This is a genomic window from Ectopseudomonas chengduensis, assembly GCF_900102635.1.
GTDB lineage: Bacteria > Pseudomonadota > Gammaproteobacteria > Pseudomonadales > Pseudomonadaceae > Aquipseudomonas > Aquipseudomonas chengduensis.
The window spans coordinates 42,558-56,692 of the sequence record NZ_FMZQ01000014.1 but is presented as its reverse complement, the minus strand read 5'-3'; the positions used below and the strand labels follow the sequence as shown (position 1 = coordinate 56,692).

General features: G+C 62.6%; 11 protein-coding genes and 2 tRNA genes. All 13 read left to right on the top strand.

The annotated features are described in order from the left end of the window. Nucleotides 1-201 precede the first annotated feature (201 nt). The 13 genes from BLS08_RS20055 (at nucleotide 202) to BLS08_RS19995 (ending at nucleotide 14,124) form a co-directional block, all read left to right on the top strand. Nucleotides 202-1,422, top strand: a complete 1,221-nt coding sequence (locus tag BLS08_RS20055; RefSeq protein WP_017677549.1) for an aspartate aminotransferase family protein — start codon at nucleotides 202-204, stop codon at nucleotides 1,420-1,422. 164 nt (nucleotides 1,423-1,586) lie between these two features. After that, nucleotides 1,587-2,603, top strand: coding sequence for an arginine/ornithine succinyltransferase subunit alpha (gene aruF / locus BLS08_RS20050; RefSeq protein WP_017677548.1), 1,017 nt, complete (start codon nucleotides 1,587-1,589; stop codon nucleotides 2,601-2,603). Nucleotides 2,604-2,684: 81 nt separating this feature from the next. Then, nucleotides 2,685-3,701, top strand: coding sequence for an arginine N-succinyltransferase (gene astA, locus BLS08_RS20045; RefSeq protein ID WP_021488629.1), 1,017 nt, complete (start codon nucleotides 2,685-2,687; stop codon nucleotides 3,699-3,701). 63 nt (nucleotides 3,702-3,764) lie between these two features. Beyond that, nucleotides 3,765-5,228 (top strand): succinylglutamate-semialdehyde dehydrogenase, encoded by a 1,464-nt coding sequence (astD, locus tag BLS08_RS20040; protein WP_090337334.1) that lies wholly within the window; start codon nucleotides 3,765-3,767, stop codon nucleotides 5,226-5,228. A 14-nt stretch (nucleotides 5,229-5,242) separates the two neighbouring features. Next, a complete protein-coding gene (gene astB, locus BLS08_RS20035; RefSeq protein ID WP_090337357.1) occupies nucleotides 5,243-6,589 on the top strand; it encodes an N-succinylarginine dihydrolase in 1,347 nt (448 codons plus the stop codon). Between the two features lie 26 nt (nucleotides 6,590-6,615). Continuing rightward, on the top strand, nucleotides 6,616-6,894 hold the full coding sequence (locus tag BLS08_RS20030) for a hypothetical protein (RefSeq protein ID WP_003461883.1): 279 nt from the start codon (nucleotides 6,616-6,618) through the stop codon (nucleotides 6,892-6,894). A gap of 77 nt (nucleotides 6,895-6,971) precedes the next feature. Then, nucleotides 6,972-7,985 (top strand): succinylglutamate desuccinylase, encoded by a 1,014-nt coding sequence (gene astE, locus BLS08_RS20025; protein WP_017677544.1) that lies wholly within the window; start codon nucleotides 6,972-6,974, stop codon nucleotides 7,983-7,985. Between the two features lie 152 nt (nucleotides 7,986-8,137). After that, nucleotides 8,138-9,142: a low-specificity L-threonine aldolase gene (ltaE, locus tag BLS08_RS20020; RefSeq protein WP_017677543.1), complete on the top strand. Its 1,005-nt coding sequence runs from the start codon at nucleotides 8,138-8,140 to the stop codon at nucleotides 9,140-9,142. Nucleotides 9,143-9,481: 339 nt separating this feature from the next. Next, nucleotides 9,482-12,106: an alanine--tRNA ligase gene (gene alaS / locus BLS08_RS20015; RefSeq protein ID WP_017677542.1), complete on the top strand. Its 2,625-nt coding sequence runs from the start codon at nucleotides 9,482-9,484 to the stop codon at nucleotides 12,104-12,106. A gap of 102 nt (nucleotides 12,107-12,208) precedes the next feature. Then, the gene (locus BLS08_RS20010; protein ID WP_017677541.1) at nucleotides 12,209-13,447 is read left to right on the top strand and encodes an aspartate kinase; all 1,239 of its coding nucleotides are present in this window, start codon (nucleotides 12,209-12,211) and stop codon (nucleotides 13,445-13,447) included. 191 nt (nucleotides 13,448-13,638) lie between these two features. After that, the gene (gene csrA, locus BLS08_RS20005) at nucleotides 13,639-13,824 is read left to right on the top strand and encodes a carbon storage regulator CsrA (protein ID WP_003244478.1); all 186 of its coding nucleotides are present in this window, start codon (nucleotides 13,639-13,641) and stop codon (nucleotides 13,822-13,824) included. A 61-nt stretch (nucleotides 13,825-13,885) separates the two neighbouring features. Next, nucleotides 13,886-13,976: transfer RNA gene (locus BLS08_RS20000), tRNA-Ser, on the top strand. 71 nt (nucleotides 13,977-14,047) lie between these two features. Then, a tRNA-Arg gene (locus BLS08_RS19995) sits at nucleotides 14,048-14,124 on the top strand. Nucleotides 14,125-14,135 lie beyond the last annotated feature (11 nt).

Sequence of the window (14,135 nt, the reverse complement as noted above, 5' to 3'; positions counted from 1 at the left end):
GATCTGCGATTAAACTGCGCCTTTCCGACGCTTTCTGTCGCTTGGACGAAAACCCGCGGAAAACCTGGGGTGGCGCTGTAAGAAGTTGTCGCATGGCGACAATGCCGACCCCGATTCAGTCCCTACAATCCTTGCATCCCCTGTCGTTTCGGGCGCTTCGTCGCCTCTCTGCGGCCGGTATTTCTCATCAGGAGAGCTTTGATGTCCGTTCAGCACGATGCGGTGCAACGCGCCGATTTCGATCAGTTCATGGTCCCCAACTACGCCCCTGCTGCCTTCGTCCCCGTGCGCGGCCTGGGTTCGCGAGTCTGGGATCAGAGTGGTCGAGAGCTGATCGACTTCGCCGGCGGCATCGCCGTCAACGTGCTGGGTCACTGCCACCCGGCACTGGTCGCGGCGCTGACCAAGCAGGCCAATACCCTGTGGCACATCTCCAACGTGTTCACCAACGAGCCGACCCTGCGTCTGGGCAAGAAGCTGGTCGAAGCGACCTTCGCCGAGCGCGTGTTCTTCTGCAACTCCGGCGCCGAGGCCAACGAGGCAGCGTTCAAGCTGGCGCGTCGCGTTGCCCATGACCGCTTCGGTCCGGAAAAGCACGAGATCATCGCCGCTACCAACAGCTTCCACGGCCGCACTCTGTTCACCGTCAGCGTCGGCGGCCAGCCTAAGTACTCCGACGGTTTCGGGCCGAAGATCCAGGGCATCACCCATGTGCCGTACAACGACCTGGAGGCGCTGAAGGCCGCGATTTCCGACAAGACCTGCGCCGTGGTGCTGGAACCCGTGCAGGGCGAGGGCGGCGTGCTGCCGGCCGAAAAGGCCTATCTGCAGGGCGCCCGCGAGTTGTGCAACGCACACAACGCGCTCCTGGTGTTCGATGAAGTACAAAGCGGCATGGGTCGTACCGGCGAGCTGTTCGCCTATATGAATTACGGCGTGGTGCCGGACATTCTCTCCAGCGCCAAGAGCCTGGGTGGTGGCTTCCCCATCGCGGCGATGCTCACCACCACCGACCTGGCCAAGCACTTCTCGCCCGGCACCCACGGCACCACCTACGGCGGCAACCCGCTGGCCTGTGCGGTCGGTGAGGCGGTGCTGGATATCGTCAACACCCGCCAGACCCTAGACGGTGTGAAGACCAAGAGCGAGCAGTTCAAGACGCGCCTGCTGGCTCTGGGCAAGCAGTACGGTCTGTTCGAGCAGGTACGTGGCATGGGCCTGCTGCTTGGCTGCGTACTCAACGAGGCGTGGATGGGCAAGGCCAAGCAGGTGCTCGATGCCGCTACTGCCGAGGGTCTGATGATTCTGCAGGCCGGCCCGGACGTGGTGCGTTTCGCTCCGAGCCTGGTGGTCGAAGATGCCGATATCGACGAAGGCCTGGCTCGTTTCGAACGTGCGCTGAGCAAACTGACGGCCGCCTGAGTCCTTGCTGACTTGCTGCGGGAGGCGCTTCAGCCGCGACAATCGCCGCTGCGACTGCATGGATGCAGGAGGTAGAGCGAAGCAGGATGCCCGAGCCGAAAGCGCCTCCCACGGCTGTTTGCCCGACCCGGGCTATGAAATACCCTGTTTAGAAGGAGTGACCCATGCTGGTGATGCGCCCTGCGCAAATGGCGGACCTGGCCGAAGTGCAGCGACTGGCTGCTGACAGCCCGGTAGGTGTCACTTCATTGCCGGACGATGCAGACCGGCTGGGCGACAAGATCGCCGCCTCGGATGCGTCATTCGCCGCCGAGGTCAGTTTCAACGGCGAGGAGAGCTACTTCTTCGTCCTCGAGGACACCGAGAGCGGCCGCCTGGTTGGCTGTTCCGCCATCGTCGCTTCGGCGGGATATTCCGAGCCCTTCTACAGCTTTCGCAACGAAACCTTCGTGCACAACTCGCGTGAGCTGAAGATCCACAACAAGATTCACGTGCTGTCGCTGTGTCATGACCTGACCGGCAATAGCCTGCTCACCAGCTTCTACGTCGAGCGCCCGCTGGTCAGCAGCGTGTTCGCCGAGCTCAATTCGCGCGGCCGCCTGCTGTTCATGGCGGGTCACCCGGAGCGTTTCGCCGATGCCGTGGTGGTGGAGATCGTCGGTCACAGCGACGAGAACGGTGATTCGCCGTTCTGGGACGCGCTGGGGCGCAACTTCTTCGACATGACCTACGCCGAGGCCGAGCGTCTGTGCGGGTTGAAGAGCCGCACCTTCCTCGCCGAGCTGATGCCGCATTACCCCATCTATGTGCCGCTGCTCTCCGACGAGGCGCAGGAGGCCATGGGCCAGGTGCATCCGCGTGCGCAGATCACCTTCGACATCCTCATGCGCGAAGGCTTCGAGACCGACCACTACATCGACATCTTCGACGGTGGCCCGACCCTGCATGCGCGTACCTCGGGCATCCGCAGCATCGCGCAGAGCCGCCTGGTGCCGGTGAAGATCGGCGAGGCCGAGGCGGGCGGGCGCCAGTATCTGGTGAGCAACGGCCAACTGCAGGATTTCCGCGCCATCGTCGCCGATCTCGACTGGGTGCCGGGCAAGCCTGTGGTGCTCAGCGCACAGGTGGCCGAGGCCCTGGGTGTCGGCGAAGGCGCCAGCGTCAGGTTGGTAGCGGTTTAACAGGCTCTCTCCGGCTGGAGAGGGCGCCCTTCAAGGGCGAAGGAGAGTGCCGGCGGCGCTCTTGAGGAATCTGGAGGCTTTATGATCGTTCGTCCCGTGCGCAGTGCCGACTTGCCGGCCCTGATCGACCTGGCTCGCAGCACCGGCGCTGGCCTGACCACGCTGCCGGCCAACGAGGAGCGCCTGGCGCACCGGGTCGGCTGGGCGGAGAAGGCATTTCGTGGCGAGGCCGAACGTGCCGATGCCGACTACCTGTTCGTCCTCGAAGACGATGCCGGCAAGGTGGTGGGCATTTCTGCGGTGGCCGGCGCCGTCGGCCTGCGCGAGCCCTGGTACAACTACCGGGTCGGCCTGACCGTCAGCGCTTCTCAGGAGTTGAACATCCATCGCCAAGTGCCGACGCTGTTCATGGCCAACGACCTGACCGGTAACTCCGAACTGTGCTCGCTGTTCCTGCATGCCGATTACCGCACTGGTCTCAACGGCCGTTTGCTGTCGAAGGCGCGCTTTCTGTTCATCGCCGAGTTTCGCGAGCTGTTCGGCGACAAGGTGATCGCCGAGATGCGCGGCATGTCCGACGAGCGTGGACGCTCGCCGTTCTGGGAAAGCCTCGGTCGGCATTTCTTCAAGATGGAGTTCTCCCAGGCGGACTACCTAACCGGCGTCGGCAACAAGGCCTTCATCGCCGAGTTGATGCCCAAGTTTCCGCTCTATACCTGCTTTCTGTCCGAGGATGCACGCGCCGTGATCGGCCGGGTGCACCCGGATACCGAACCGGCGCTGGCCATGCTCAAGGCCGAGGGTTTCAGCTATCAGGGCTATGTCGACATCTTCGACGCGGGCCCGGCCATCGAGGCGGAAACCGCGAAGATTCGCGCCGTGCAGGGCAGCCAGAATCTGGTACTGGCCATCGGTACGCCGGGTGATGACGCCGAGCCGTTCCTGGTGCACAACCGCAAGCGCCAGGACTGCCGTATCACCGTTGCACCTGCGCGCCTGGCGGCCGGCACCCTGGTGGTCGATCCATTGACGGCCAAGCGCCTACGCCTTTCGGCGGGTGATCAGGTACGCGCCGTGCCGTTGGCGGCGCACCGCTGAGTTATTGGTTTTGCGTGGCGGCCCAAGCCGGCCGCCGGAAAATGCTGGGAGTGGTAAAACAAGATGAACACTCATTACATCGCAGGTCAGTGGCAGCCCGGTCAGGGCGAGTCGCTGCAATCGCTCGACCCAGTCAGCCAGGCCGTGCTCTGGCAGGGCCAGGGCGCCACCGCTGCGCAGGTCGATGCAGCCGTAGCCGCTGCGCGTGGCGCTTTCTCGTTGTGGGCGGCGCATTCGCTGGATGGCCGCATCGCCGTGCTGGAACGCTTCGCCGCCTGCCTGAAGTCGCGTGCCGACGAAGTGGCCCGGGCGATTGGTGAGGAGACCGGCAAACCATTGTGGGAAGCTGCCACCGAAGTGAACAGCATGGTGGGCAAGGTCGCCATTTCCATTCAGAGCTATCGCGAGCGCACCGGTGAGAAGAGCGGCCCGCTGGGCGACGCCACCGCGGTGTTGCGCCACAAACCGCACGGTGTGGTGGCGGTGTTCGGCCCCTACAACTTTCCCGGCCACTTGCCTAACGGCCATATCGTGCCGGCGCTGCTGGCCGGTAACTGCGTGCTGTTCAAGCCCAGCGAGCTGACGCCGAAGGTGGCCGAGCTGACGGTCAAATGCTGGATCGAGGCCGGGCTGCCCGAGGGCGTGCTCAGCCTGCTGCAGGGCGGTCGCGAAACCGGCGTCGCGCTGGCCGGCCATCCTGGTATCGACGGGCTGTTCTTCACTGGCTCCAGCCGCACCGGCAACCTGCTGCACGCTCAATTCGCCGGGCGCCCGGACAAGATCCTGGCGCTGGAGATGGGCGGCAACAACCCGCTGATCGTCGATCAGGTCGCGGATGTCGATGCCGCGGTGTACACCATCGTCCAGTCCGCGTTCATCTCGGCTGGCCAGCGCTGCACCTGCGCGCGCCGTCTGCTGGTGCCGCAAGGGGAGTGGGGCGACGCCCTGCTGGTGCGTCTGGTGCAGGTTGCCGGGCAGATCAAGGTCGGTCGTTTCGACGAGCAGCCGGCACCGTTCATGGGCTCGGTGATTTCCCTGCAGGCTGCCGCACAACTGATGCAGGCGCAGCAGGACTTGCTGGCCGGCGGCGCCACGGCATTGCTGGCGATGACCCAGCCGCAGGCGGGTGCCGCGCTACTGACGCCCGGTATTCTCGATGTCACGGCCGTGAACGACCGTCCTGACGAAGAATTCTTCGGTCCGCTGCTGCAGGTGATCCGCTACGACAATTTCGAGGCTGCCATCGCCGAGGCCAATGCCACCGTTTACGGACTGGCGGCGGGCCTGCTGTCGGACTCGAAGGCGCGCTTTGAGCAATTCTGGCTGCACAGCCGCGCCGGTATCGTCAACTGGAACAAACAGCTCACTGGCGCCGCCAGCACTGCGCCTTTCGGTGGCATCGGCGCTTCGGGCAACCATCGCGCCAGTGCCTACTATGCAGCGGATTACTGCGCCTACCCGGTGGCCGGGCTTGAGAGCGAAAGCCTGGCTTTACCCGCGACCCTGACCCCGGGAGTGACTCTGTAATGACCGCTTATGAGATGTCCGCTTTTGAAATGAATGTCGACGGCCTGGTCGGGCCGACTCACAACTACGGTGGGTTGTCCTACGGTAACGTCGCGTCGCAGAGCAACTGTCAGGCCGTGTCGAGCCCCAAGGAGGCCGCCAAGCAGGGGCTGGCGAAAATGAAGGCGCTGATGGACATGGGCTTCAAGCAGGGCGTACTGGCCCCGCAGGAGCGTCCGGACGTCGCCACGCTGCGCAGCCTGGGCTTTACCGGCAGTGACGCGCAGGTGATCCAGAAGGCCGCCAAGGGCGCCATGCCTTTGTTGGTTGCAAGCAGCTCGGCCTCCAGCATGTGGACGGCCAATTCCTGCACTGTCAGTCCCAGCGCCGACACGGCAGATGGCCGCGTGCACTTCACCGCCGCCAACCTCAACTGCAAGTTCCACCGCAGTATCGAGCACCCCACCACCAGTCGGGTGTTGCAGGCGATGTTCGCCAGCGAGAAGCACTTCGCTCATCACCCGGCGTTGCCGGCGGTCAGTCAGTTCGGTGACGAAGGTGCGGCCAACCACACGCGTTTCTGCAAGGGCTATGGCGACGCCGGTGTAGAGTTCTTCGTCTACGGCCGCAGCGCTTTCGACAGCCGCTATCCGGCCCCGCAGCGCTACCCGGCGCGGCAGACTCTGGAAGCCTCTCACGCGGTGGCTCGCTTGCATGGCCTGGGCAAGGCCGGGGTGGTGTTCGCCCAGCAGAATCCGGAGGTGATCGATCAGGGCGTGTTTCACAACGACGTGATCGCCGTGGGCAACGGCGAGGTGCTGCTCTATCACCAGGATGCCTTCTTGGGCACCGACAAGGTACTGGCCGAACTGGGTGAAAAACTGGCCCGGCGCGGCGGTAACTTCCAGGCCATCTGCGTGCCAGCTTCTGCCGTCAGCGTGCAGGATGCGGTGCGTTCCTACCTGTTCAACAGCCAACTGCTGACGCGCACCGATGGCAGCATGCTGTTGGTGGTGCCAGAGGAGTGCAAGAGCAACGCCAGCGTCTGGCGCTACCTGGAGCAACTGACCGCGAGTGGCGGGCCGATCCGCGAGGTGCGGGTGTTCGACCTCAAGCAGAGCATGCAGAACGGCGGTGGTCCTGCTTGCCTGCGCCTGCGTGTGGCGCTCAATGAGCAGGAGCTGGCTGCGGTCAATCCGGGCGTGCTGATGAGCGACGCGCTGCATGACACCCTGGTGGCCTGGGTCGACAAGCATTACCGCGACCGCCTCAGCGAAGCCGATCTGGCCGACCCGCAATTGCTCACCGAATGCCGCACGGCATTGGATGAACTGACGCAGATCCTTAAACTGGGCTCGGTCTATCCTTTCCAGATAGCCTGAACCTGACCTCGATTCCCGGAGATTTTATGAGCGACGCGCTGCAACTGATTCTTGAAGACAACGACGGTACCCAACTGGAAACCTCCTGCAGCCGCTTTGCCGTGGTCTGGCAGGGCAAGGAGCTGTGGGTCCAGGCCGTTGGCGATCAGTTGCTGATCGGTGTCGATGTGGAAGAGGGCGATACCGAGTACGTCAACCTGCTGTTGCGTCCGCAGGCCACCAACCTGGTCAGCCTGCAACTGGAGATGGAGCCGATGATTGCCGACGAGGATGATCATGTTCATGGCCCGGACTGCAACCACTGATTGAACCTGGTAGGGTGGGCCGGGCGGCGCTCCGCTTCAGCCCACCCTACGGAAATGCTGCGAACCAAGGAGTCCCCATGCTTGCCCTCGGCAAACTGCTTGAACTGACCCTGGCCGGCCACGAGCCGTCGGCGAAGATTCAACTGACGCCCGATGGTACGCGTCTGCGTTGGCTCGACGAAGGTGCGCTGGAGGTGACTCCGCCTGCAGCGCGCGACAATGGCCTTGACCTGCTGCTATCGGCCGGCGTCCATGGCAACGAAACCGCGCCAATCGAGCTGCTCGATCGTCTGCTGCGCGGCATCGCGCGCAATGAACTGCATCCGGCGGCTCGTATTCTCTTTCTGTTCGGCAATCCCGAGGCCATGCGCCGCGGTGAGCGCTATATCGAGCAGGATCTCAATCGCCTGTTCAGTGGTCGTCACGAGCAATCCAGTGGCTTCGAGGCTATTCGCGCCTGCGACCTGGAGCATCTGGCCGCCACCTTTTTCGGCAAGCAAACAGGCCGCACTCGCCTGCATTACGACCTGCACACCGCCATTCGCGGCTCGAAGATCGAGCAGTTTGCCCTCTATCCCTGGCAGGAAGGTCGCGCTCACTCACGGCGTGAGCTGGAGCGCCTGCGTGCTGCCGGCATCGAGGCGGTGCTGCTGCAGAACAAGTCTTCGATCACCTTCAGCGCCTACACCTATGCGCAGCTTGGTGCCGAGGCTTTCACCCTAGAGTTGGGCAAGGCGCGCGCCTTCGGTCAGAACGAGTTGGTCAACCTCGACCTGCTGGAGAATGCGCTGCACGCTCTGATCGAAGGGCGCGAAGTGATCAGCGGTGAGCCGACGCTCGATGGCTTGCAGCTGTTTTCGGTATCACGTGAGGTCATCAAGCACAGCGACAGCTTCCAGTTGCACCTGCCGGCGGATATCGAAAACTTCACCGAACTGGAGCCCGGTTACCTGCTCGCCGAAGACATCGCCGACAGTCGCTGGATGGTGGAGGAGAAGGGCGCGCGGATCATTTTCCCCAATCCCAAGGTCAAGAATGGCCTGCGCGCCGCCATTCTCATCGTCCCGGACGATGGTGCCGGCTTGCTGTAGCCCGGATGCAATCCGGGGATGACCGGCACATTTTCCCCGGATTGCATCCGGGCTACGGTGTCGGCAAGTTGCTTTATCGCGCAACTGTATCTTTCACCGTCTGTGCGACCTCTTTAGCATGAGCCTTTCGCCAATTGCCGGGAAAGCCTGTCATGCCCCTGATCGACCTGCGTAGCGACACCGTCACCCAACCCTCTGTTGCCATGCGCGAAGCCATGATGGCTGCCGAGTTGGGCGATGACGTGTATGGCGAAGACCCCACGGTAAACCGTCTGGAGGCCTGGCTGACCAATGAGCTGGGCTTCGCGGCGGCGCTGTTCGTCCCCACCGGCACCATGAGCAACCTGCTGGGCCTGATGGCTCATTGCGAGCGCGGTGACGAGTACATCGTTGGCCAGCAGGCACACACTTATAAGTACGAGGGCGGTGGTGCGGCCGTGCTCGGTTCCATCCAGCCGCAGCCGATTGAGGGTGAGGCCGACGGCTCGCTGGATCTGGCCAAGGTTGAGGCGGCGATCAAGCAGGATGACTTTCATTTCGCCCGTACCCGCTTGCTGGCCCTGGAAAACACCATGCAGGGCAAGGTGCTGCCGCTCGACTACCTGGCTGCCGCCCGCGAACTCACTCGCCGCCGTGGCTTGAGCCTGCACCTCGATGGTGCCCGCCTGTACAACGCCGCGGTCAAGCTCGGTGTGCCGGCGCGCGAAATTACCCAGCACTTCGACTCGGTCTCGGTATGCCTGTCCAAGGGCCTCGGTGCGCCGGTCGGTTCGGTGCTCTGTGGCAGTACTGCGCTGATTGCCAAGGCGCGGCGTCTGCGCAAGATGGTCGGTGGCGGCATGCGTCAGGCCGGGGTGTTGGCGGCGGCGGGGTTGTATGCCCTGCAGCATCAGGTTCAGCGCCTGGCTGAGGATCACGCCAACGCGGCGCGCCTGGGCGCTGCACTGACCGAACTGGGCTATAGCGTCGAGCCGGTGCAGACCAATATGGTCTATGTGCAACTTGGTGAGCGCGCCGGGCAGATCAAGGCCTTCATGGCCGAACGCGGCATCGCCGTCAGTGCCGCGCCGCGCCTTCGTCTGGTCACTCATCTGGATGTCAGCGCTGAGCAAATCGAGCGGGTGATCGAGGCGTTCGCCGCTTTTCGCTCTCATTGAGCAATATGCCGACAGTTCATAGCTGTCGGCTATCAACAAGGTACTAGCCGCGCGCGGTGGGCCCGATATAATGCGGCCCTTTGCAGACTGCGTGAAAACTACTGCGCTCGGTCATGCTGCGTTAAAAACCGGCTCAGAATGCTCATTTACAACTCGTAAACTCGTTTGCGAGCCCAGTGCGTTCTTCGCCGGTTTGATTCGCTGGCGCTCATCCTTCGGGCCAGCCTTTGGCTGTTACTCCCGTTGGTCGTGGCGCCTTGCCTGACCTTCGCTCGCTACGTTTTCACTTTGTCTGCTTCGCCGGCTTTGCCATGGCCGCCTGATTCCGTGGATATCCCTATGAAAAGCGCAGAAATCCGTGAAGCCTTCCTGAGCTTCTTCGAAGAAAAAGGGCACACCCGTGTCGCTTCCAGCTCGCTGATTCCGGCGAACGACCCAACCCTGCTGTTCACCAACGCGGGCATGAACCAGTTCAAGGACTGCTTCCTGGGCCTGGAAAAGCGCGCCTATACCCGCGCCACCACCAGCCAGAAGTGTGTGCGTGCCGGCGGCAAGCACAACGACCTGGAAAACGTCGGCTACACCGCGCGTCACCACACCTTCTTCGAGATGCTGGGCAACTTCAGCTTCGGCGACTATTTCAAGCGTGACGCCATTCATTACGCCTGGGAATTCCTGACCTCCGACAAGTGGCTGAACCTGCCCAAGGAAAAGCTCTGGGTCACCGTCTACGCCACCGATGACGAAGCCTACGAGATCTGGAACAAGGAAATTGGCGTACCGGCCGAGCGCATGATCCGCATCGGCGACAACAAGGGCGCGCCATACGCTTCCGACAACTTCTGGGCAATGGGCGATACCGGCCCGTGCGGCCCGTGCACCGAGATCTTCTTCGACCACGGCGAGCACATCTGGGGCGGCCCACCCGGTAGCCCGGAAGAAGATGGCGACCGCTACATCGAGATCTGGAACAACGTGTTCATGCAGTTCAACCGCACTGCAGACGGCGTGCTGCACCCGCTGCCGGCGCCGAGCGTGGACACCGGCATGGGCCTGGAGCGCATCAGCGCCGTGCTGCAGCACGTCAACTCGAACTACGAGATCGACCTGTTCCAGAACCTGCTGGCTGCCTCGGCCAAGGCCATTGGCTGCAGCAATGAAGGCCAGGCTTCGCTGAAAGTGGTGGCCGACCATATCCGTTCCTGCAGCTTCCTGATCGCCGACGGTGTCACCCCGTCCAACGAAGGCCGTGGCTACGTGCTGCGCCGCATCGTGCGTCGCGCTTGCCGCCACGGTAACAAGCTGGGCGCCAAGGGCAGCTTCTTCTACCAGATCGTCGCCGCCCTGGTGGCCGAGATGGGCGAAGCCTTCCCCGAGCTCAAGCAGCAGCAGGCGCACATCGAGCGTGTGCTGAAAACCGAGGAAGAGCAGTTCGCCAAGACCCTGGAGCAGGGCCTGAAGATCCTCGAGCAGGATCTGGCTGGCTTGAAAGGCTCGGTCATCCCGGGCGACGTGGTGTTCAAGCTGTACGACACCTACGGTTTCCCGGTTGACCTGACCGCCGACATCGCTCGCGAGCGCGAGCTGTCGGTGGACGAGGAAGGCTTCGAACGTGAGATGGAGGCGCAGCGCGAGCGCGCCCGCTCCGCCAGCTCCTTCGGCATGGACTACAACGCCCTGGTCAAGGTCGACGCCGACACCCGCTTCCTCGGCTACGAAGGCACCAGCGGCAGCGGCAAGATCATTGCTTTGTTCAAGGCCGGTGCTGCGGTCGACAGCCTCGCCGAAGGCGAGGAGGGCGTGGTGGTGCTGGATCAGACCCCGTTCTACGCCGAATCCGGTGGCCAGATCGGCGACTGCGGTTACCTGGAAAGTGCCGGCGTACGCTTCGACGTGCGCGACACCACCAAGGCCGGCGGCGCCTTCCTGCACCACGGTGTGGTGGCCAAGGGCGGCCTGAGTGTCGGCACCAGCGTCAAGGCTGAAGCCGAAGCCGGCGTGCGTCAGGCCACCGCGCTGAACCACTCCGCGACTCACCTGCTGCACGCCGCGCTGCGTCAGGTGCTGGGCGATCACGTGCAGCAGAAGGGCTCGCTGGTCGACAGTCAGCGCCTGCGTTTCGACTTCAGCCACTTCGAGGCGATCAAGCCCGAGCAGATCAAGCAGCTGGAAGACATCGTCAACGCCGAGATTCGCAAGAACTCCGAGGTCGAGACCGAAGAAACCGATATCGAAACCGCCAAGGCCAAGGGCGCCATGGCGCTTTTCGGCGAGAAGTACGGTGATCAGGTGCGTGTGCTGAGCATGGGCGGCGACTTCTCCGTCGAGCTCTGCGGCGGTACCCACGTATCGCGTACTGGCGACATCGGTCTGTTCAAGATCACCAGCGAAGGCGGCGTGGCCGCTGGCGTGCGTCGTATCGAAGCGGTCACTGGCGCAGCCGCGCTGGCCTGGCTCAATGGCGCCGAGGAGCAGCTCAAGGAAGCCGCTTCTCTGGTCAAGGGCAGCCGCGACACCGTGCTGGACAAGCTCTCGGCCCTGATCGAGCGTAACCGTCAGCTGGAAAAGGAGCTGGAGCAGCTCAAGGCCAAGGCCGCCAGCGCCGCCGGTAACGACCTGGCCGGTTCGGCCGTGGACGTGAAGGGCACCAAGGTGCTGGCTGCGCGTCTCGATGGTCTGGACGGCAAGGCGCTGCTGGCGCTGGTCGACCAGTTGAAGAACAAGCTGGGCAGCGCTGTGATTCTGCTCGGTGGTGTGTTCGACGAGAAGGTGGTGCTGGTCGCTGGTGTGACCCAGGATCTGACCGCCAAGGTCAAGGCCGGTGACCTGATGCGTCAGGCCGCGGCAGCTGTGGGTGGCAAGGGCGGCGGTCGCCCGGACATGGCTCAGGGCGGCGGCGTTGATGCCGGCAAGCTGGATGATGCCCTGGCTCTGGCCGCTACTCTGGTCGAGCAGGCTTCGTAACGAGCGAGAAAGCGGGGCCCGCAGTGCGTCCGGCGGGCCTTGGCAGTATGACCCGATGCGGGTTTAATGGGCGCCCTTCGAGGAATCAGGCGGCTTTTTGAAATGGCTTTGATCGTACAGAAGTTTGGGGGCACCTCCGTCGGCACCATCGAGCGTATCGCGCAGGTGGCCGACAAGGTGAAGAAGTTCCGCGAGAACGGTGACGACATCGTCGTCGTGGTTTCCGCCATGAGCGGCGAAACCAACCGCCTGATCGATCTGGCCAAACAGATCACCGATGGCGAGCCGGTTGCGCGTGAGCTGGATGTCATGGTGTCCACCGGTGAGCAGGTGACCATTGCCCTGCTGGCCATGGCGCTGATCAAGCGCGGCGTGCCTGCGGTGTCCTACACCGGCAACCAGGTGCGCATCCTTACCGACAGCGCGCACAATAAGGCGCGCATTCTGCAGATCGATGACCAGAAGATTCGTACTGATCTCAAGGCCGGTCGCGTCGTCGTCGTCGCCGGCTTCCAGGGTGTCGACGAGCACGGCAATATCACCACCCTCGGTCGTGGCGGTTCCGACACCACCGGCGTGGCTCTGGCTGCGGCGCTGAAAGCCGACGAGTGCCAGATCTACACCGACGTCGATGGTGTCTACACCACCGACCCGCGTGTGGTGCCCAAGGCCCAGCGCCTGGAAAAGATCACCTTTGAAGAGATGCTGGAAATGGCCAGCCTCGGCTCCAAGGTGCTGCAGATTCGTTCGGTGGAGTTCGCCGGCAAGTACAACGTCCCGCTGCGCGTCCTGCACAGCTTCCAGGAGGGGCCGGGCACCCTCATTACCCTTGATGAAGAGGAATCCATGGAACAGCCGATCATTTCCGGCATCGCTTTCAACCGCGACGAAGCCAAGCTGACCATCCGTGGGGTACCGGATATCCCCGGCATCGCCTTCAAGATTCTCGGCCCGATCAGCGCCGCCAACATCGAAGTCGACATGATCGTGCAGAACGTCTCGCACGATAACACCACCGATTTCACCTTCACCGTGCACCGCAATGACTACAACAACGCCCTCGGCGTGCTGCAGAAAACTGCAGACGAGCTGGGCGCCCGTGAAGTGGTCGGCGACACCAATATCGCCAAGGTGTCCATCGTCGGTGTCGGTATGCGCTCCCATGCCGGTGTTGCCAGCCGTATGTTCGAAGCCCTGGCCAAGGAGACCATCAATATCCAGATGATCTCCACCTCGGAGATCAAGGTGTCCGTGGTCATCGAAGAGAAGTATCTGGAGTTGGCGGTACGCGCTCTGCATACCGCTTTCGAGCTGGATGCCCCGGCCCGACAGGGCGAGTGATTCAACTGATTTGAAAGGCGCGGCTGGTTCCGCGCCTTTCGTCTTTTTGACTGGTACGTGGGAACTTTCTTTCTGCGCGCGCTGGTCAATACTTGGGTGGAGGCTTTCAGGCTTGATTTAGCGGGAAGCTGGCACCATTTTCTTTTTGCAGACTGTTGTCCTGAGAAATGTAATCCGTTGAGGAGAAAGGAATGCTGATTCTGACTCGCCGGGTCGGAGAGACCCTGATGGTCGGTGATGATGTGACTGTCACCGTGTTGGGTGTGAAAGGTAACCAGGTGCGCATTGGTGTCAATGCGCCGAAAGAGGTTGCCGTACACCGTGAAGAAATCTACCAGCGCATCCAGAAAGAGAAGGGTGACGAACCAAGCCACTAATTTTTCTACAAATTTTTGTTTGCAAACGGGGAAAACATGTTTATCATGCGCCCCGTGTTGCGGAGAGGTGGCCGAGTGGCCGAAGGCGCTCCCCTGCTAAGGGAGTACACCTCAAAAGGGTGTCGGGGGTTCGAATCCCCCCTTCTCCGCCATTATTCAGCGAGTCAGGCGTAAGCCTGGCTGGCGAATCAACCAGAGGTGATCTGGTATAAAAACACCAAACGGACTCATAGCTCAGCTGGATAGAGTACTCGGCTACGAACCGAGCGGTCGGAGGTTCGAATCCTCCTGAGTCCGCCATATTCAATGGC